The sequence below is a fragment of the Formosa haliotis genome, from assembly GCF_001685485.1.
In the GTDB taxonomy this organism is placed as follows: domain Bacteria; phylum Bacteroidota; class Bacteroidia; order Flavobacteriales; family Flavobacteriaceae; genus Formosa; species Formosa haliotis.
Genome location: NZ_BDEL01000001.1, coordinates 927,501 through 945,571, shown reverse-complemented (window position 1 = coordinate 945,571; position 18,071 = coordinate 927,501). Strand labels below are relative to the sequence as shown.

Sequence of the window (18,071 nt, the reverse complement as noted above, 5' to 3'; positions counted from 1 at the left end):
ATATAATTTATCATTTAATAATGTGTAAATTTGATATACATATTTATGTTAATCAAATATTTTTTTAACCATTAAACAGTAAAATTATGAGTAAAAGTGGAAACGCTGTATTAGGGCTTTTAGCAGGAACAGCAATAGGTGCATTATTTGGAATTCTTTATGCTCCAGACGAAGGAAGTAAAACAAGAAAACGTTTAGCTGATGAGGCATTAGCTGCTCGTGATAGAATGAATGATAGTGCGAATGACTTAAAAGATAAAGTAAGCAGTAGTGCGCATGATTTAAAAGATAAAGTAAACAGCGCGATGGCTGCTAAAAAAGGAACTTTAGATGAGCAATTAGATGAAATTGTTACTGATGTTACGCATAAAGCAGACGACGTGATAAATAGTCTTGAGAAAAAATTAAATGATCTTAAAGCTAAAAACAAGAAATTTCAAAAATCATAATATATGAATGTTTTTGAATCTTTAAACGAGACTTCAAATAAAGCAGTAGATATTGGTGAGAAGTATGTAGAGACTTCTCACCAATATTTAAAATTAAAGGTATTCCAGCAAGTTACTTCTTTTTCAAGCTTGTTTGGAAAGATGTTATTGATAGGGGGCATGATGATTATAGCCCTTTTATTTTTAGCACTTTCTGCTGCCGTGGCTATAGGCTATTGGGTAGATAACTTAGCTATTGGAATGCTAATTATGGGGGGTGTCTTCATCTTAATCATGTTAATAATCTATTTGCTAAGACGCCGTATAGATAAATTTTTTATAAAGAAAGTGTCACAAAAATTCTTTGATAAATAGCTTATGAAAAAAGATTACAATTCATTTGATGAAATTGAATACGAATTAAAACGTTTAGATCTAGAACGTCAGATTGCTTGGGAAGAAATGAAAGCCCTAAAAATTGATGTTCAAGAAGATTTGAAACCTTTAAATTGGGTGCATACCGCTATTAATTATACTGGGAAGATTGGGTCTTTAATGTTTATGAAAAAATTATTTAAATAAGGAAAAGCTAGGCACTGATTTATACCGCTTTTTTTGATATTGTTGGAACTTAGTTGATGTAATATTTTTATTTCAATTAGGTTTTTTTATTTTTTTAAGATAATAATTGAGAATGTATTAAATAAATACATAAAATAAAGCATCTGATTTGTTTTTTTTGTAACTTTAATATTACAAAAACCTTGAATTTATATTTGCATGACGTAAAGATGAATTCGAAATTATAATTAACCTTAAAAACAAATTATTATGTTACGTTGGACCATTATTTTTATTATAGTTGCAGTTATTGCGGGAGTTTTAGGCTTTGGTGGTATTGCAGGGGCTTCGGCCGGAATTGCAAAAATATTGTTTTACATCTTTATTGTACTTTTTGTGCTGTCCCTTTTAAAAGGATTGCTTAGTAAGTAAAATTAAGAGTAAACTATATAAAAAAAGGATTTCATTTATTATGGAATCCTTTTTTTTATGTTCAAACATTGCTAAATATTTTTAAAATCATAAGTACTTATTTAATTATAAGAATTTTTAATAATAATAGGCGTAAGGATTGCTCTAAAAATTTTACTTTTGCTTGAAATAAATTTTAAAGAAGTTATGTCTGAAACAATCGAGAAAGTAAAGTGCCTTATAGTGGGGTCTGGTCCTGCAGGATATACTGCTGCTATTTATGCTGCCAGAGCGAATATGTTTCCTGTGTTATATCAAGGAATGCAACCTGGTGGACAGTTAACGACCACTAACGAAGTAGAGAATTTTCCGGGGTATCCAGATGGAATTACAGGTCCAGAAATGATGATTCAATTGCAAGAACAAGCTAAGCGTTTTGGTTCTGATATTCGTGATGGATGGGTAACTAAAGTCGATTTTTCTGGAGATGTTCATAAAGTTTGGGTTAATGAAACACATGAAATTCATGCAGAAACTGTAATTATTTCTACTGGAGCTTCAGCAAAATATTTAGGAATACCATCAGAACAAAAATACCTACAATTAGGAGGTGGTGTTTCGGCTTGTGCTGTTTGCGACGGATTCTTCTATAGAAACCAAGAAGTAGTAATTGTTGGAGCAGGAGATTCTGCTTGCGAAGAAGCGCATTATCTTTCTAAGCTGTGTAAAAAAGTGACTATGTTAGTAAGACGTGACGAGTTTAGAGCGTCTAAAATCATGGCAAATCGCGTTAAAAAGACAGAAAACATAGAGATTTTGTTCAATACAGAAACCGAAGAAGTTTTAGGAGACGGACAAGTGGTTACTGGAGTTTTAGTAAAAAACAACGAAACAAACGAGTTAAAAGAAATCCCAGCAACAGGATTTTTTGTAGCTATTGGTCACAAACCAAATACAGATATTTTTAAAGATTATTTAGAGCTAGATGAAACGGGTTACATTATTAATCAGCCTGGTTCAGCTAAAACAAATGTAGAAGGAGTGTTTGTTTCTGGTGATGCGGCAGACCATGTTTACAGACAAGCAATTACGGCTGCAGGTACGGGTTGTATGGCTGCGTTAGATGCCGAGCGTTATTTAGCATCGAAAGAGGTTGAAGTAGAAGCTTAAGCTTTAAAAACTATATAAAACAAAAAAACCTAGCACGATTATTTGCTAGGTTTTTTTTGGTTTAAACGGAATTATTAACACAAGATATCAAGGATTAATGTGGTGATAATTTTGATGATCGTTTCCATAGTGATTGATTTTTGATTGATGAAAGCTTAAAACTTATTCTGATATAATGTTAATACCGTTTTCATTAATATCTACATTTACATCTTCTCCATTGGCTTTTACACCATTCGCGTCTATTTCTATATTCACGTCGTCACTTTTAATTTTAACGCCGTTTTTATTAATTTTTACAGAACCATTAGTATCATTTATATTTAAATCGATAAAGTTATCATCGTCAAAATCTTCATCGTTTTCATCTTCAGTACAATTAATGCAGGAAGCATCATCATTTAAAATTTTCATGATGTGGTTCGAGTGTTTGTAGGTAATTATATTATCTGCCGAGTTATATGCTGGTAAATACGATCGTAAATTTCTGTTTAAATCAACATAAGATCCTTCCGGTAGGTAAAGTATAATATCTACTTTTTGTTCTCTATATTTATTTTCATAATCGGTTAATAAATAACTGTCTAATAAAAGCTGATTATTTTTAAGTGTATAGTTGTACACAATTTTTTCTGCACGATCTTTAGCTTCCAAGTAGTTTTTCCCTTTAGATTCTTTTTCAATTTGAATCATTGCCACACTATCCTGAGTAGATCGGATGTGAAGTGTAACGTCTCTAGAAAAAATAACTTTTTGGTCGTTATCATTATACACAATTTGAAAATCTGAACTTCGACGTATATTTCTATTGAATTTACTGTTTTTCACCATACTAATTCGCAACGTGTCTTTGGTATTGTATATAAGAGCATCTTTTTGAGTGACTACAGAGTCTAAGGCATGGTCTGATGCTTGTTTAATTCCTATAGTTATTAAGCCAATTAGCGAAATTAACCAGATACCAAGTAAGGTGAATTTTGCAGGTTTTCCAATAGATTTTAAATTGTTAATTAGAATTTTAAGACCTAGATACAGGATGAAAAAACAAGGTATGCCTACAGTAAAAAATACTAATAAAGAGCCTAGCCAAATTGGGAGTCCTGTGGTGTTAACAGCATCTGGATAATCCATCCACCACGGATGAAAGAACGATGAGCTTCCTAAGGATAGTACACTAACCAATAAAGCGAATATTGCCATGGCACCAAATATTACTAAAAGCACACCAATAAATTTGGCAAATAATTTTAAGAAAAACATTATTATGTCTCCAATAGTATCGAAAAATGATTTTGAAGTAGACTTTACCTTACTGCCATATTTTTCGTAATCCACATTTTTTACAGTATCTGAAACGCCTTCAAATCCTTTTTTAATTTTTTTTTCAATGTTACTAATATTAACAGGCTCACCGGTCATGGTTAGTTTTTCGGCAGTTGTTAGCGCTTCTGGAACCAGAATCCAAAACAAGATATAAATAAATATAAACGTTCCGCCCGAACCAAGAGTTAACAACACCCAAATTAGTCTTACCCAAATGGCATCTATACCCAAATAATGTGCTAGTCCAGAAGCAACACCTCCAATATAAGAGTTGCTGGTGTCTCTAAATAGTTTTTTGGTCGATTTTGGTTGCGAGTGGTAACTAGGTTCGTCTTCAAAAATCTCGTCGTCTACCAAGTAATCTTCAGGTTGCCCCATAATAGAAATGACTTCGTCTACTTCTTTTGTTCCAATAACTTGCTTGTCGTGTTTAACACGTTCGTTAAAAAGTTCGGCAATACGAGCTTCAATATCGGCTATAATTTCAGAGCGGCCTTGAGAGTCGGTGAATGAACGTTTAATAGCCTCAAGATAGCGTTGCAATTTTTGGTAAGCATCTTCATCAATATGAAAAAATATACCTGCTAAATTTATGTTGACTGTTTTATTCATTGCTGTTATTTTTTTGACGTGTTACTAGGTTTACTGCGTGTTGTAATTCACTCCAAGTGGTATTTAATTCACTTAGAAATAATTTTCCGGTTTCCGTTAATCCGTAATATTTACGTGGCGGTCCCGAAGTAGATTCTTCCCAACGGTAATTAAGAAGACCGGCGTTTTTTAATCGTGTTAGTAAAGGGTAAATGGTACCTTCTACCACTAACATCTTGGCGTCTTTTAGCGTTTGTAAAATTTCGGCTACATAGGCGTCGTCATCTTTTAATACAGACAAGATGCAGTATTCTAGAACACCTTTGCGCATTTGTGCTTTTGTGTTTTCTATTTTCATCTGTTTGTGTATTTAATAGTGCGTGTGAAACACTGAGATGGATTACAAAGATTTAAAATTACTTGGGTCATGTTTTAATGCATTTTAAATTTAAACTGTTCATTTTTTGATTTGATTGATGATGGTTATGTTATTTGATGAAATGTATGGTAAAAGGGTACTGGTAAGCTTCGCCTTCTTTAGCTTTTAAACTAGCTCTAACAATTAGCGCCAATTCAACTATAAATCCAACGACTGCAAGTCCGCCTAAAGCACCTCCTAGATATAACAGGGGAGATGGTTTTCCGATATTAATATGGATGCTGTCAAACAGATTAAAATCGATAAAATGTATTCCGCTAAATATATTGAATAAGAAAAAAGGAACGGTAATCATACCTAATACCAACGTATACAGCAGAATGCTAATTTGAAAATTAATGGCTTCCTTTCCATGATTATCTATAAAGGTCGATTTGTCCTTGTTTGTAATCCAAAGCACAAGCGGAGCAATAAAATTTCCTAATGGAAAAATAAACCTTGAAAAGGTAGATAGATGGATAAATGTGGCTATATTTTTTTGATGGTTGTCTAACATGTTTAAAGCATATAATAGTTTCTTATGCAAATATATGTCTAAAAAAAGGTATTATGCAAAACATAGTAGTGTATTTTAACATAATATTAACAAGTTTAGTGTGGTTTATTTTTGATATTTTTACCGAAACTAAAACTCTTACTATGGCCATAACCCCTTCTAAATTAAATAGCTTTTTAATGCTAAAACTGCCAGCAGCTTACTTTTGTGGGGTGCGTACGAAACTTATAAATAACGAAAAATGTATGGTTACTGTAAAGCATAGATGGATAAACCAAAATCCGTTTAAATCTATGTTTTGGGCTGTCCAGGGTATGGCAGCAGAATTAACCACGGGCGCATTGGTGATGTCTAAAATTAGCGAAAGCGGAAAAAAAATTTCCATGTTGGTACTAAGTAACACTGCCAGTTTTACAAAAAAAGCCACAGGACGTATCACATTTGTTTGCGACGAAGGTTACAAAATTAATGATGCTATTGAAAAAGCAATTGCTAGTGGTGAAGGACAAACCATTTGGATGAAATCTGTTGGTACAAACGAAGAAGGGGTGGAGGTATCTACTTTTAATTTTGAATGGACACTAAAAGTAAAAAATTAGGAATTGATTGTTTTGCGGATTTAGTTGTAATAAAATCAGTAAATTAGTTATACGAGATATTGTTTAATCTTAAAGTTTCAAATTATGAGTGCACACGAAATAGATTATCATATTTATGGTGAAGAAATGCAATATGTTGAAATAGAATTAGATCAAAATGAAGGTGTTGTAGCTGAAGCTGGTAGTTTTATGATGATGCAGGAAGGCATAAAAATGGAGACTATTTTTGGAGACGGTTCTACTCCAAACCAAACGCTTTTAGATTCCATCTTTGGAGCGGGTAAACGTTTGTTAACCGGCGAAAGTTTGTTTATGACAGCATTTTACAATACCCAATCGGTAAAACGGTCGGTTTCGTTTGCATCGCCTTATCCTGGAAAAATACTAGCGGTAGATCTCACTAAGTTTGGAGGTAAAGTAATTTGCCAAAAAGATGCGTTCTTATGTGCTGCTAAAGGTGTTAGCGTAGGTATCGAATTTTCTAAACGATTAGGACGAGGTTTATTTGGGGGAGAAGGTTTTATCATGCAAAAACTAGAAGGCAACGGAATGGCTTTTGTACATGCTGGTGGAACTTTAGCAACCAAAAATTTAAAAGCAGGAGAAAAGTTAAGGGTCGACACAGGCTGTATTGTTGGTTTTACTAAAGATATCGATTATGATGTTGAAGTTATAGGAGGTATTACTAATAGTATTTTTGGTGGAGAAGGTTTGTTTTTCGCCACATTAACGGGCCCGGGTACGGTATATGTGCAGTCTCTACCATTTAGTAGATTGGCAGGTAGAGTTTTAGCTGCACTACCAAAAGGGAAGCATAAAAAAGGTGAGGGAAGCATCCTTGGGAGCCTCGGTGATTTACTAGATGGAGACAACAGATTTTAACAAATTATATTCGGTTTTAAGATAATATTAAGATAAAAAAAAGTATTTTTAGAAGGAATTTAAAACGTTATAGTTGCCTATAAAACAAATCTACTTTTAAAAAATTACTAAACCTAAACTTAATACCTATGGCTAGAGCAATGTTCGAGTATACAAAAACGATACTTAGTAAAGTTAGTTTTGATACTACGTTGTTTTGTAAAGAAGTACAAAAAGCGCTTCAACGATTATTACCTTACGAAATTGAAGAACTTAAGATTTTTATAGAATCTATTGTACAACAAAACCCCGATTTGGATAAATGTTTAATTTATTTAAAAGCATAAAAAGGAAAAGCAACCATTTGGTTGCTTTTTGTGTTTTCAAAAGTCATAATGTAGTTTATAGTCACAATTTAAAACCAATCATTAGTGTTTCTTTTACTTCGGTTCAGATATAATTTTTATACCACTTCTTTTCATTAGTGCGCTCGCATTAAAATCATGGCATATCATGGCGTCTAGTTTGTAATTAAAGATCATGGCTTCATTTTTAATCTCGCTATTAAAACTGTAATTTCTCACCAAGTCTTGGTTGCCAGCACGTTTAGCAAGTTCGATATCATGAGTTGCAATAACACCCGAAGTGTTAAGTTTACTAACTTGATTAATAAAAGAAAAGCCTCCCAAGTGTCTGTCTTCAGAGTTAGTGCCTTTAAACATTTCGTCTATAAGAAAAAATACATTATTGTTAGTTTCAATGAGTTTCAATAGGCTTTCAATTCTTTTTAATTCAGCAAAAAATGAAGAAATTCCTTTTTGTAAATTATCTGCTATTCGCATGCTTGAATATAATTGAAGTATAGATAGGTTACCCTGAACTGCACAACATGGAGCACCTGCTAATGCTAATACAATATTTACACCTACAGCTCTTAAAAATGTGCTTTTTCCAGCCATATTAGAGCCCGTAATCATAATAACGTCTCCAGCTTCTTCCGAGTGAAAATCATTACAAACGCGTTTGGTATGTTCTAGTAGCGGATGTCCTAAAGCTTCGAAATACACGTAATTTTGTGTGTCTGTAATCACTGGAAAGCTGTAGGTTGGGTTTGAATAATGAAATCCAGCAAAACTATTAATAGCCTCAAACTCGCTTATCACATCTGCCCAAGTTGTTATCATAGCTTTATTTTTTAATTTCCATTTTTCGGTACCTAAAATTAAATAGATATCTAATAGTAGGATGCTGTTTAAAAGCGGATACATGTAATTTCCTCCAATAGGAATCTTTTTTATGGGGCGTTGTTGGGCATATTCCAGCAGACTACAAAGCTGTTTTATTTCGTGATGAGCAGAGTAATTGCCTTGTGTTAATTTAGCTTGTAAATCTTGTAGTTTTTTAGCCTCAAAACTTTCTGTTTCAATGTTTTTAATAAGTGAAAGGTATCCGTGTAAGGTTTCTAGATTAGCGCTAGAGGTTTCAACTATGGCTTCAGATAAGTTTTTTAATTTGTTTATAATGAGATAGTTTGTGCCTAGAACTACTATCATAAAAGTTAGATGTAAAAAGGCTGTCGGTAGTCCTAAATTCAAATAAAAGAAATAGGTACTTATAAAAAATAGGATTGGAGAAACTAGGGCTATTAACCTATAAATAGGTTGTTTTTTTAGTAAGACAAGAGGTTGCTCTACCCAATGTAATAGGTCGGCATAATTACTTTTCTTATTTAAATAGTGCATGCCCGATGCTTGAAAGTTTTGTCTCCAATCTAGTTTTTTAGACAATGTTTTAATAGCGTGTTGTCTGTTTAATATTTCAGCTTTGTTTGCCGGCTTAGACAGCCACTCAGACAAGCGTATTTCTCCCGATTCTGTTGTGGTACGATTCACCAATTGAAATATAGAATGTTGGCCAAAAATATCTAAGTCAGAACTGTAGGGATGGTTTGGGTTTATAAACTTTTCACCGCTATCAAACGCTTCCAACTCGTTATTTAATCTTAGAATTTCGCATTCGTTTATCCTTTTTAAGAAGGCCGTATGTGTCTTTAAAAATGCTAATCTCCCATGATGTTTAAGAACGTATCCGAATCCTAATATGCTAATAGGAATTGCTATAAAGAAGGCGGTAAATAGTTTTAGATAAAACAAAGAAATAAGTACTCCTATAAATCCTAAAAAGGTGAATAATCTTAATAAAGATGCTTGTTTTAACTTCTGGGTTAACAGTAGTAATTTGGCATCGTATTTTATTATGTTATCCGAATAGATTTTCATTAGGTTGATAGTTGTTTAAGCCTTAAATATAGGTTTAGCCTTGAGTATAGTGGTATAAGGCTCAAGATATATAAATATTTATAAATGAAAATCGTTATGTTTATAAATTCAGTGGATTTTGTGGTTTCAACTTAAAGCGTTAAATATGAGTTACTTCTTTTTAGATATCGGACTAATAATTTTAACATTTTGGAAGGCAATGGCGCCTCTAATTACTCCCGAAATTACAGTTTGAAGGGCTTCTACAATTTGCATTTTTAGTTCACTTTTTGGGTAAATCAAGCTAACTTCTCTAGCAGGAGATGGTTCGGTAAAAAACTTCAGGTTTTCTTTGGCTTTTTCATTCAAATCTAAAGTGTGTAAATAGGGTAGTAAGGTCATACCAAGGCCTTCGTTAGAGAGTTTAATTAAGGTTTCAATACTACCGCTTTCTAATTGAAAATTATCGTCGGTATGTTTTTTAAAAGATTTACAGATATTTAAAATTCCATCTCTAAAACAATGGCCGTCCTCTAACAGTAACATGTCGTCTATGTCTAAATCAATTGCAGAGATCTTTTCAACTTTATGTAATCGGTGGTTTTTTGGGATATAACCCACAAATGGCTCAAAGTATAACACACGCTCCTTAATGTTTTCTAATTCTAAAGGTGTTGCAGCAATGGCAGCATCTAAATGGCCTTCGTGTAGTCTAGAAATAATTTCTTGCGTGGTTAACTCTTCAATAACAAGTTTAACTTTAGGGTGTTTTTTTATAAAGGTATTTAAAAACATAGGTAATAGGGTAGGCATAATTGTAGGAATAATTCCTAATTTAAATTCTCCTCCTATAAATCCCTTTTGTTGATCGACAATATCTTGAATACGATACGATTCGTTGACTATATTTTTAGCCTGATTCACAATTTTTTTACCTACTTCTGTTAATTCAATCGGTTTTTTACTACGATCAAAAATAAGTACATCTAATTCATCTTCTAATTTCTGAATTTGCATACTTAAAGTAGGTTGTGTTACAAAACATTTCTCTGCGGCCTTCGTGAAGTTCTGATTTTCAGCAACTGCCATAACATAATATAATTGTGTAATTGTCATCTTATAAATTTAGACTATAAAGTTATAAAAGCTATCGATAAAATTGATTGTTATGTGTGTTAATTATAGACTAAATTTGCAGTAACAATAAATAAATACAAATAACTATGGGACTTAATATATTAGGATTAGATGCTGCTAAAACCAAAGATTTAGCAAAGGATTTAAATAACTTATTAGCAAACTTTCAGACATATTATCAGAATTTAAGAGGAATTCACTGGAATATTAAAGGAAAGCAATTCTTTGAATTACATGTTAAGTTTGAAGAGTTGTATACCGATGCTAATGTAAAAGTTGATGAAATAGCAGAACGTGTTTTAACATTAGGAGAAACACCGTTACATACTTTTGAAGATTATGCATCTATAGCCAAAGTACCGGTAGGGAAAAATGTATCTGCCGACGAAAAAGCAGTTCAGCTTATTGTAGATTCACTTTCTGTATTATTACAAATTGAAAGAGATCTATTAGATAAATCTGGCGATGCCGGAGATGAAGGTACAAACTCTATGATGAGTGACTTTATTACCGAACAAGAAAAAACAGTTTGGATGATGAAAGCTTGGTTAGGAGAAACTACAGTTTAATTCTAATATCAATCTAATATAAAAACCCTTTAATGTATTTTAAAGGGTTTTTTTATGGTTTAGGTTTTGTAAATCACAATATATTTTCAACATTTGATGTCTTATTAGAAAGTACAATTTAAACAGTCGCGTATGTTTTATGCTCTTGATATTTTGGGAACTATTGCATTTGCAATTTCTGGTGTTTTAGTGGCATTAAGTAAACGCATGGATCCTTTCGGAATTTTAATTATTGCTTTTGTAACCGCTATTGGAGGAGGGACTTTAAGAGATGTACTGATCGGGAATACTCCAGTGGGGTGGATGCAAAATATGACCTATGTTTACGTTATTATAGGCTCTACCGTTTTTGCTGTTTTATTTAAGAAAAAAATTGATTATTTAAGAACTTCACTTTTTTTGTTCGATACTATTGGTATAGGTCTATATACCCTTGTTGGAGTAGAAAAAGGTGTTTCTGCAGGTTTACATCCTATTATTTGCATTGCTTTAGGTACCATGACCGCTTGTTTTGGTGGGGTTACTCGCGATATTTTATGCAACGAAATTCCGGTTATATTTAGAAAAGAAATATATGCTACAGCATGTATAGTTGGCGGGATATCTTATTTCTTATTACGCCTTTTACCGCTAGAAGGTAATTTTATATTTTTAGCCTCGGGCCTAATAGTTATCGTTATACGCTTGTTGGCGGTGCGATTTAAAATTAGTTTACCTAATTTGTATAAAAACGAACCCGACGAGGATGCTAATTTATAATTTCAACCTTTTCAATATATACATTGTGTAGAGGCCACTCGGCATTATCGGTTTCTACATTCGAAATTTTATCAACCACATCCATTCCTCGAATCACTTTCCCAAAAATAGTGTAGTCACCATCTAGGTGGTGAGCTCCATGGGCAGCTTGAACGATAAAAAATTCATAAGGCGATGCCAATTTATATGGATTTTCTATATCGCTACTAGGCATAGAAATTACACCGCGATCATGCTTAAAGCCGCGTTTTGCATCTGTTGGGAGGAGGTATTTTCCAATATTATAGCGGCGTTTTCCAATTTCAGGATCATCGCTACTACCGCCTTGAATAATAAAGTTTTTCACTACTCTGTAAAATTGGGTATTTGTAAAATAGCCTTGCTTCGTTAGAAATATAAAGTTTGCGCGGTGAAACTTTGTTTCGTTAAAGAGTAAGATATCTATAATTCCGAACGAGGTTGTAATTCGTACTTTGTTTTCTTTATTCTTTTTTTCGTATTGAAGAAAAAACTCCATGGCATTATCATCTGTAAGCAGTGGGAATTCACGTTGTTCTTCAACAGGTTCTACAATACTATCTTTTTTTCGGCTTGTTTTACTGGGGGTACTATTACAGGATTTGTAGTATTATTTTTTTTAGATTGCGTATCTTCACAATTGAAAAGAGTAATACATAAACAACAGTATATTAAGAATCTCATAAATGAATTTTGATGATTTTGTAAAATTAAAATCAAAAATAGAAAATATACCGCTTCCAGCCGAAGCATCTCAGTTTAAAATGTCGCCACCGTTTAGAAAAGAACTGTTGGAGTCTATGAAAATTAAAATGACAACGGCTAGAAAAGCAGCGGTTATGGCTTTGTTTTACCCTAACGAAGCTCATGAAACCATGTTGGTTTTAATTTTACGAAATACCTACAAAGGTGTGCATTCTGCCCAGATTGGTTTTCCGGGCGGAAAATTAGAGCCAGAAGACGATTCACTAAAAACAGCGGCCATTCGTGAAACCTTCGAAGAGGTAGGCGTGCCAGAACAGGATATAGAAGTTTGGCGAAAACTTACTCATATTTACATTCCGCCAAGTCATTTTATAGTACAACCTTTTATTGGAGTCGTACCAGAAACGCCTACATTTTCTAAACAAGATGAAGAGGTAGATGCTATTATTGAAGTGCCTTTAACCGAGTTTTTAAACGAAAAAAACGTTGAAACGAAATCGGTAACCACCTCGTACGCAGCAAAAACCGATGCTCCTGCGTTTGTGCTACAAGGTTATGTGGTATGGGGAGCAACAGCCATGATGCTTAGCGAAATAAAAGACATTTTAAAAGGAGTGCGTTATCATTGAGTTTTTCCTACATTTGTATTCGATTTTAAAAAACAGAGAACTATCATGGGATTGTTAAAACGAAATCCTTTCGGACATATATTACTATTTAAAAAATGGATAATTAGAGGTTTAGGTATTATTACCCATAGGCGTTTTCGTGGGTTTAATGAGCTTCAAATTGAAGGTTCAGAAATAATAAAGGATTTACCGGATACCAATGTGCTTTTTATTTCCAATCACCAAACTTATTTTGCCGATGTTGTGGCTATGTTTCATGTTTTTAATGCTAGTCTAAGCGGACGACAAGATTCTATTAAAAACATAGGATATATCTGGCATCCTAAACTTAATATGTATTATGTTGCGGCCAAAGAAACCATGAAAGCAGGTTTGTTGCCAAAACTGTTTGCTTACGCAGGTTCTATTAGTATAGAGCGTACGTGGAGAGCGCAAGGTCAAGATGTTAACCGACAAGTTAAAATGAGCGATATTTCTAGTATCGCTAAAGCTTTAAAAGACGGTTGGGTTATTACTTTCCCGCAAGGAACAACAACACCTTTTAAACCTATTAGAAAGGGAACTGCTCATATTATTAAGCGCTACGAACCTATTGTTGTTCCGGTGGTTATTGATGGTTTTAGACGTTCTTTCGATAAAAAAGGACTACGAATTAAGAAAAAGAATATCCTACAATCTATAGAGATTAAGAAGCCTTTAGAGATTGATTATAAAAATGATACGATAGATAGTATTGTTGAAAAAATTGAATACGCCATAGAACAACATCCTTCTTTCTTAAAAGTATTAACTAAAGAACAACTGCAAGACATAGAAGAGCTAAATAAGCAGAGAGAATTTTAGTTATAAACTATTGTTTAAAAAAAAATCTTGAATTTTAAGATTGTCTTTTAGGGTAGGTTTGCAATCCTTCAATAGAAATTAAAGGTATTTAAAGTTCTCTAAAGTAAAGTCTTGAATCTGGACTATTGATCTAGCTCTAGTTTCAATTATCGGAGTGATCACAAATCTGTTAATGGAATACAAGATTTTTCTGGTTACAAATCCATCTTTTTCAATTCTTTATAATTTTTATCTAATCGTTTTAGTAAAATCCCGTAAATAAGATAGTAAAAGCCTAATAATATAACTATAGCTATAGCTAGTATGGCAATTGTAATTAAGGCAAATTGCATATAAAACCAAAGTTTGTTTCCGTTAGCTACGGCTTCATTTACCTTAGCAATTAATCTATTGTCTTGGTTAAATTCTATAACGATAACTATACATGTAGAAATTACAGTAAATATCAGGTTAAAAGCCACGTAGTTTCTAACGGTCTTTCTGGTTTTTAATATGGTTTCCATTAACACTTTAGCATTGTCTGTAACAGAAATACGTTTGTAGTTTTTAAAGAACAAATAAAAGAAGTAGAATATAACAAGGTAACCAATAACCGATAAGCCTTTAATAATATACTCAGCATCGGTGTCTTTAAAGCGTTCAAACCCCTCAAATCCTTTAAAACCAAAGGAAATAAGTGTCCAAAACACAAATTCTAGAATACTAATTATAAAAATCCACTTTACTATTGAAGACGATTTTTTCAGAATCATCTTATATATGTCGTTATAGGAAAGTTTCGGAAAACTTTTGTTTTCCGATTTATTCCAGTCTTTTTTTAATAAATCTAATTCATCCATAGCCTTACGGATTTAAAATGGTTTTTAGTTTTGTTTTTACGCGATTCATCTTCACTCTGGCATTTACTTCACTAATCCCTAATGTTTCACTAATCTCAGTATACTTTTTGTCTTCTAAATACAGAAAAACCAATGCTTTTTCAATATCGTTTAACTGATGAATAGCACTGTATAATAGTTTTAATTGTTGTTCCTCGGTGTCGTCATAATCTTCTGCAGAGATTTTAAATTGAACGGTATCAAATTCTTGAGTCTGTATACTACGTTTCGATTTCCTATATAGGGTTATGGCGGTATTTAGTCCAACACGATACATCCAAGTACTGAATTTTGAATCACCACGAAACTTCGGATAGGCATTCCAAAGCTGTATGGTAATCTCCTGGAATAAATCGTTGTGGGCATCATAATTATTGGTGTACAATCGGCAAATTTTGTGCACTATATTTTGATGCTCTTCAAGCAATTTTATAAAACTATGTTCTAGTTCTTTATTCAATTTAGATGGTTAAGTAATCTATAAGTATAGATAGTTTAGAATTTGTTACAAGTGTAGTGAAAAAGGTTTAGAGCAATGCATTACATGTTGTGAAATTTAAGACCATGTGCTAGCAATTTTTATGATGAATTTCTTGAAAAATAGTAAAAAATGGATAACTTACTTAAAGGTTTTTTTGTGGTTCTTATGTTAAAGTAAAAGATTACTTGTTAACTCCTAATATTTTGATTTATATTATTTTAATATTTAATCATAGAATTTATTTATAGTGCTTTTTTTATGCCTAAAACCAATAGTAATTGTGCTAAACCATAAGGCAGCATAATGCCTATACTTTCAAATGGAATTGGAGCTATAAATTTGTTTATGGCGAGTATGCTATCCGAAATCATAAACAATATGGCGCCAGTTAAAATGAAATAATAAGCTTGAGGATTGTTTTTTTTGTGTCTCAAAAAAGCAGTTGTTACCATCGATAATATAGCGATAATGTAAATAATTACAGGAGTTAAAAGTGACCCTAAATGAGGTTGTAAAAAGTGAATAAATAATAAAGCATATAACAAGCATATGGTTAAGAAAAAGACGCCCTTTTTAAAAGACCTTCTATCTTTAATAAATATTAAAATATACATAAGGTGCGCGAATAAAAAAGCAACCAACCCTAAAGTGAAAAACATTTGAGAGTTGTTGGTAAACATGAGTAAGATGTCTCCAAGTAATGAAAAACTTAAAGCTAGTATGGTTAATCGTTTCGTAGAAGTAGATAATCTTTGATTAGTACTTATAAAGAATAGAAGTAAACTAATAAGAAGTGCAGGTTTTGTAATATAGTGCAAAGGGTATAAGCTTGGAGTGCTAGAGCAGATGATCTCTAATATTAAAATGAATATATAAACCCTAGTAAATTTTAGTTCTATGGGAGTAAGCATGTGTAATTGGTTAGTCGGTTATCTCAAATATATTTAAATTACCTACAATAGTGTAGAGCTTTCTTTTATTATTTTTTGAAATAACTCCTAATATATATAAGTGTTTGAATTTTGAGATTAAACAAGAATCTATAGTTGATTGTATTTAATGTACAACAATATATATGCTTTTAAATGGATTGATCTAGATCTAACTTGTTATTATTTCAGTTTGAATAGTAGGTAGAGGTGTGGTTAAAAATCATATGCTATATCGAAAACTATGAGATGAATTTACTTAACCTGTTGTGTTCCTTTGTGTTAAAAACAAATCAAAAAAAACCTTATAAAAAGTTAGTTTTATAAAAAGGAAAGGTTGTATATTTGCACCCGCTTACGGCGAGAGGGTTTAGGAAGAAGAGTAAGCAAAGGTTCATTAACAGGTTAAAAAATCGGATTTAAAATAAGTTTTAAAAAAGATTAGAAAAAGCTTTGTAAGAACAAAAAAGGTTGTAAGTTTGCAGCCGCTAAAAACGGCAACGTTTTTAGACAAGAGAAGTTCTTTGGCTAGTGTTTTAATGAGATTAGAAAGTTTGCAAAAACAATTTAAAAAAAACTTCAAAAAACATTGCAAGGAATAAAAAGGGGTTTTATATTTGCACCCGCTTAACAAGGAAACGCGTTAAGATAAGAAGAGAAATAAGTTCATTAACATATTGAATTGACAGCGTAGATATTAACTGGAAACGGTTAATATCACAAAAAGAGAATAAACCATTTTGAGTACCAAAATTTAATTCCATTAGTTGTTAAAAGTAAAAGTGGAAACACTTAAAAATTTAACGATGAAGAGTTTGATCCTGGCTCAGGATGAACGCTAGCGGCAGGCCTAACACATGCAAGTCGAGGGGTAACATTGTGCTTGCACAGATGACGACCGGCGCACGGGTGCGTAACGCGTATGCAATCTACCTTTTACAGGAGGATAGCCCAGAGAAATTTGGATTAATACTTCATAGTATATAGAGATGGCATCATTTTTATATTAAAGATTTATCGGTAAAAGATGAGCATGCGTTCTATTAGTTAGTTGGTAAGGTAACGGCTTACCAAGACTGCGATAGATAGGGGTCCTGAGAGGGAGATCCCCCACACTGGTACTGAGACACGGACCAGACTCCTACGGGAGGCAGCAGTGAGGAATATTGGACAATGGGCGAGAGCCTGATCCAGCCATGCCGCGTGCAGGAAGACTGCCCTATGGGTTGTAAACTGCTTTTATACAGGAAGAAACACTCCCTCGTGAGGGAGCTTGACGGTACTGTAAGAATAAGGATCGGCTAACTCCGTGCCAGCAGCCGCGGTAATACGGAGGATCCAAGCGTTATCCGGAATCATTGGGTTTAAAGGGTCCGTAGGTGGACAATTAAGTCAGAGGTGAAATCTTGCAGCTCAACTGTAAAATTGCCTTTGATACTGGTTGTCTTGAGTTATTATGAAGTAGTTAGAATATGTAGTGTAGCGGTGAAATGCATAGATATTACATAGAATACCAATTGCGAAGGCAGATTACTAATAATACACTGACACTGATGGACGAAAGCGTGGGTAGCGAACAGGATTAGATACCCTGGTAGTCCACGCCGTAAACGATGGTTACTAGCTGTTCGATCTTCGGATTGAGTGGCTAAGCGAAAGTGATAAGTAACCCACCTGGGGAGTACGTTCGCAAGAATGAAACTCAAAGGAATTGACGGGGGCCCGCACAAGCGGTGGAGCATGTGGTTTAATTCGATGATACGCGAGGAACCTTACCAGGGCTTAAATGTAGATTGACAGGTTTAGAGATAGACTTTTCTTCGGACAATTTACAAGGTGCTGCATGGTTGTCGTCAGCTCGTGCCGTGAGGTGTCAGGTTAAGTCCTATAACGAGCGCAACCCCTGTTGTTAGTTGCCAGCGAGTAGTGTCGGGAACTCTAACAAGACTGCCAGTGCAAACTGTGAGGAAGGTGGGGATGACGTCA

At 33.4% G+C, this 18,071-nt stretch carries 21 protein-coding genes and 1 rRNA gene (1 of these 22 only partly in view); 13 read left to right on the top strand and 9 right to left on the bottom strand.

Translation table 11 applies throughout. The annotated features are described in order from the left end of the window. Positions 1-86 precede the first annotated feature (86 nt). The 5 genes from A9D35_RS03965 to trxB all read left to right on the top strand — a co-directional run bounded on the left by A9D35_RS03965 (position 87) and on the right by trxB (position 2,570). Complete coding sequence (locus tag A9D35_RS03965) at positions 87-449, top strand: YtxH domain-containing protein (protein ID WP_066219332.1); 363 nt, start codon at positions 87-89, stop codon at positions 447-449. A 3-nt stretch (positions 450-452) separates the two neighbouring features. Further along, complete coding sequence (locus A9D35_RS03960; RefSeq protein WP_066219330.1) at positions 453-803, top strand: hypothetical protein; 351 nt, start codon at positions 453-455, stop codon at positions 801-803. Positions 804-806: 3 nt separating this feature from the next. Continuing rightward, complete coding sequence (locus A9D35_RS03955; RefSeq protein ID WP_066219325.1) at positions 807-1,010, top strand: DUF6327 family protein; 204 nt, start codon at positions 807-809, stop codon at positions 1,008-1,010. Between the two features lie 249 nt (positions 1,011-1,259). Then, entirely contained in the window at positions 1,260-1,421 is a 162-nt protein-coding gene (locus A9D35_RS03950; protein WP_066219322.1) for a DUF1328 domain-containing protein, read from the top strand. Between the two features lie 186 nt (positions 1,422-1,607). After that, the gene (gene trxB / locus A9D35_RS03945) at positions 1,608-2,570 is read left to right on the top strand and encodes a thioredoxin-disulfide reductase (RefSeq protein WP_066225739.1); all 963 of its coding nucleotides are present in this window, start codon (positions 1,608-1,610) and stop codon (positions 2,568-2,570) included. Positions 2,571-2,732: 162 nt separating this feature from the next. Here trxB and A9D35_RS03940 read toward each other — a convergent pair whose 3' ends face one another. The 3 genes from A9D35_RS03940 to A9D35_RS03930 form a co-directional block, all read right to left on the bottom strand. Further along, positions 2,733-4,505, bottom strand: coding sequence for a PspC domain-containing protein (locus A9D35_RS03940; protein ID WP_066219317.1), 1,773 nt, complete (start codon positions 4,503-4,505; stop codon positions 2,733-2,735). After that, positions 4,498-4,842 carry a PadR family transcriptional regulator gene (locus A9D35_RS03935; protein ID WP_066219313.1) on the bottom strand — a complete coding sequence of 115 codons (345 nt, stop codon included), beginning with the start codon at positions 4,840-4,842 and terminating at the stop codon, positions 4,498-4,500. Before A9D35_RS03935 ends, A9D35_RS03940 begins: the two co-directional genes overlap by 8 nt. A gap of 130 nt (positions 4,843-4,972) precedes the next feature. Further along, positions 4,973-5,449, bottom strand: a complete 477-nt coding sequence (locus A9D35_RS03930) for a DUF4870 domain-containing protein (RefSeq protein ID WP_235817844.1) — start codon at positions 5,447-5,449, stop codon at positions 4,973-4,975. A gap of 113 nt (positions 5,450-5,562) precedes the next feature. Between A9D35_RS03930 and A9D35_RS03925 the strand changes: the two genes are divergently transcribed. From A9D35_RS03925 to A9D35_RS03915, 3 genes are all read left to right on the top strand, one after another. Then, positions 5,563-6,018: a DUF4442 domain-containing protein gene (locus A9D35_RS03925; RefSeq protein ID WP_066225737.1), complete on the top strand. Its 456-nt coding sequence runs from the start codon at positions 5,563-5,565 to the stop codon at positions 6,016-6,018. Between the two features lie 84 nt (positions 6,019-6,102). Beyond that, positions 6,103-6,900: a TIGR00266 family protein gene (locus A9D35_RS03920; protein ID WP_066219307.1), complete on the top strand. Its 798-nt coding sequence runs from the start codon at positions 6,103-6,105 to the stop codon at positions 6,898-6,900. A gap of 128 nt (positions 6,901-7,028) precedes the next feature. Further along, entirely contained in the window at positions 7,029-7,226 is a 198-nt protein-coding gene (locus A9D35_RS03915; RefSeq protein ID WP_066219305.1) for a hypothetical protein, read from the top strand. Positions 7,227-7,319: 93 nt separating this feature from the next. Here A9D35_RS03915 and A9D35_RS03910 read toward each other — a convergent pair whose 3' ends face one another. Further along, the gene (locus A9D35_RS03910; protein ID WP_066219302.1) at positions 7,320-9,158 is read right to left on the bottom strand and encodes a MutS-related protein; all 1,839 of its coding nucleotides are present in this window, start codon (positions 9,156-9,158) and stop codon (positions 7,320-7,322) included. A gap of 150 nt (positions 9,159-9,308) precedes the next feature. Then, positions 9,309-10,253, bottom strand: coding sequence for a LysR substrate-binding domain-containing protein (locus tag A9D35_RS03905; protein ID WP_066219300.1), 945 nt, complete (start codon positions 10,251-10,253; stop codon positions 9,309-9,311). Positions 10,254-10,360: 107 nt separating this feature from the next. On the opposite strand from A9D35_RS03905, the gene A9D35_RS03900 reads away from it, so the two are divergent. Both A9D35_RS03900 and A9D35_RS03895 read left to right on the top strand, forming a co-directional pair. Further along, positions 10,361-10,843 carry a Dps family protein gene (locus A9D35_RS03900; protein WP_066219297.1) on the top strand — a complete coding sequence of 161 codons (483 nt, stop codon included), beginning with the start codon at positions 10,361-10,363 and terminating at the stop codon, positions 10,841-10,843. Between the two features lie 132 nt (positions 10,844-10,975). Then, entirely contained in the window at positions 10,976-11,602 is a 627-nt protein-coding gene (locus A9D35_RS03895) for a trimeric intracellular cation channel family protein (RefSeq protein WP_066219295.1), read from the top strand. Here the strand turns inward: A9D35_RS03895 and A9D35_RS03890 are convergent. Next, positions 11,592-12,119 (bottom strand): peptidylprolyl isomerase, encoded by a 528-nt coding sequence (locus A9D35_RS03890; protein ID WP_141675466.1) that lies wholly within the window; start codon positions 12,117-12,119, stop codon positions 11,592-11,594. The two genes, A9D35_RS03895 and A9D35_RS03890, sit on opposite strands and share 11 nt — an antisense overlap. Before the next feature lie 187 nt (positions 12,120-12,306). On the opposite strand from A9D35_RS03890, the gene A9D35_RS03885 reads away from it, so the two are divergent. Then, entirely contained in the window at positions 12,307-12,954 is a 648-nt protein-coding gene (locus tag A9D35_RS03885; protein WP_066219293.1) for an NUDIX hydrolase, read from the top strand. A 45-nt stretch (positions 12,955-12,999) separates the two neighbouring features. Next, entirely contained in the window at positions 13,000-13,797 is a 798-nt protein-coding gene (locus A9D35_RS03880) for a lysophospholipid acyltransferase family protein (protein ID WP_066219290.1), read from the top strand. A gap of 194 nt (positions 13,798-13,991) precedes the next feature. Here A9D35_RS03880 and A9D35_RS03875 read toward each other — a convergent pair whose 3' ends face one another. The 3 genes from A9D35_RS03875 to A9D35_RS03865 all read right to left on the bottom strand — a co-directional run bounded on the left by A9D35_RS03875 (position 13,992) and on the right by A9D35_RS03865 (position 16,067). Beyond that, a complete protein-coding gene (locus tag A9D35_RS03875; RefSeq protein WP_066219287.1) occupies positions 13,992-14,636 on the bottom strand; it encodes a DUF8845 family protein in 645 nt (214 codons plus the stop codon). 4 nt (positions 14,637-14,640) lie between these two features. Beyond that, the gene (locus A9D35_RS03870; RefSeq protein WP_066219285.1) at positions 14,641-15,135 is read right to left on the bottom strand and encodes an RNA polymerase sigma factor; all 495 of its coding nucleotides are present in this window, start codon (positions 15,133-15,135) and stop codon (positions 14,641-14,643) included. Between the two features lie 263 nt (positions 15,136-15,398). Beyond that, positions 15,399-16,067, bottom strand: a complete 669-nt coding sequence (locus A9D35_RS03865) for a lysoplasmalogenase (protein WP_066219282.1) — start codon at positions 16,065-16,067, stop codon at positions 15,399-15,401. Between the two features lie 821 nt (positions 16,068-16,888). Here A9D35_RS03865 and A9D35_RS03860 point away from each other — a divergent pair. Beyond that, positions 16,889-18,071, top strand: a 16S ribosomal RNA gene (locus tag A9D35_RS03860) (it continues 337 nt past the right edge of the window).

What these genes read in the sequence shown, in the direction of transcription:
- A9D35_RS03915 (WP_066219305.1), top strand. Translation starts at nt 7,029, where the DNA reads ATGGCTAGAGCAATGTTCGAGTATACAAAAACGATACTTAGTAAAGTT.
- A9D35_RS03890 (WP_141675466.1), bottom strand. Translation starts at nt 12,119, where the DNA reads ATGGAGTTTTTTCTTCAATACGAAAAAAAGAATAAAGAAAACAAAGTA.
- A9D35_RS03965 (WP_066219332.1), top strand. Translation starts at nt 87, where the DNA reads ATGAGTAAAAGTGGAAACGCTGTATTAGGGCTTTTAGCAGGAACAGCA.
- A9D35_RS03875 (WP_066219287.1), bottom strand. Translation starts at nt 14,636, where the DNA reads ATGGATGAATTAGATTTATTAAAAAAAGACTGGAATAAATCGGAAAAC.
- A9D35_RS03920 (WP_066219307.1), top strand. Translation starts at nt 6,103, where the DNA reads ATGAGTGCACACGAAATAGATTATCATATTTATGGTGAAGAAATGCAA.
- A9D35_RS03895 (WP_066219295.1), top strand. Translation starts at nt 10,976, where the DNA reads ATGTTTTATGCTCTTGATATTTTGGGAACTATTGCATTTGCAATTTCT.
- A9D35_RS03900 (WP_066219297.1), top strand. Translation starts at nt 10,361, where the DNA reads ATGGGACTTAATATATTAGGATTAGATGCTGCTAAAACCAAAGATTTA.
- A9D35_RS03905 (WP_066219300.1), bottom strand. Translation starts at nt 10,253, where the DNA reads ATGACAATTACACAATTATATTATGTTATGGCAGTTGCTGAAAATCAG.
- A9D35_RS03935 (WP_066219313.1), bottom strand. Translation starts at nt 4,842, where the DNA reads ATGAAAATAGAAAACACAAAAGCACAAATGCGCAAAGGTGTTCTAGAA.
- A9D35_RS03940 (WP_066219317.1), bottom strand. Translation starts at nt 4,505, where the DNA reads ATGAATAAAACAGTCAACATAAATTTAGCAGGTATATTTTTTCATATT.
- A9D35_RS03910 (WP_066219302.1), bottom strand. Translation starts at nt 9,158, where the DNA reads ATGAAAATCTATTCGGATAACATAATAAAATACGATGCCAAATTACTA.
- A9D35_RS03880 (WP_066219290.1), top strand. Translation starts at nt 13,000, where the DNA reads ATGGGATTGTTAAAACGAAATCCTTTCGGACATATATTACTATTTAAA.
- A9D35_RS03950 (WP_066219322.1), top strand. Translation starts at nt 1,260, where the DNA reads ATGTTACGTTGGACCATTATTTTTATTATAGTTGCAGTTATTGCGGGA.
- A9D35_RS03955 (WP_066219325.1), top strand. Translation starts at nt 807, where the DNA reads ATGAAAAAAGATTACAATTCATTTGATGAAATTGAATACGAATTAAAA.
- A9D35_RS03865 (WP_066219282.1), bottom strand. Translation starts at nt 16,067, where the DNA reads ATGCTTACTCCCATAGAACTAAAATTTACTAGGGTTTATATATTCATT.
- A9D35_RS03885 (WP_066219293.1), top strand. Translation starts at nt 12,307, where the DNA reads ATGAATTTTGATGATTTTGTAAAATTAAAATCAAAAATAGAAAATATA.
- A9D35_RS03925 (WP_066225737.1), top strand. Translation starts at nt 5,563, where the DNA reads ATGGCCATAACCCCTTCTAAATTAAATAGCTTTTTAATGCTAAAACTG.
- trxB (WP_066225739.1), top strand. Translation starts at nt 1,608, where the DNA reads ATGTCTGAAACAATCGAGAAAGTAAAGTGCCTTATAGTGGGGTCTGGT.
- A9D35_RS03960 (WP_066219330.1), top strand. Translation starts at nt 453, where the DNA reads ATGAATGTTTTTGAATCTTTAAACGAGACTTCAAATAAAGCAGTAGAT.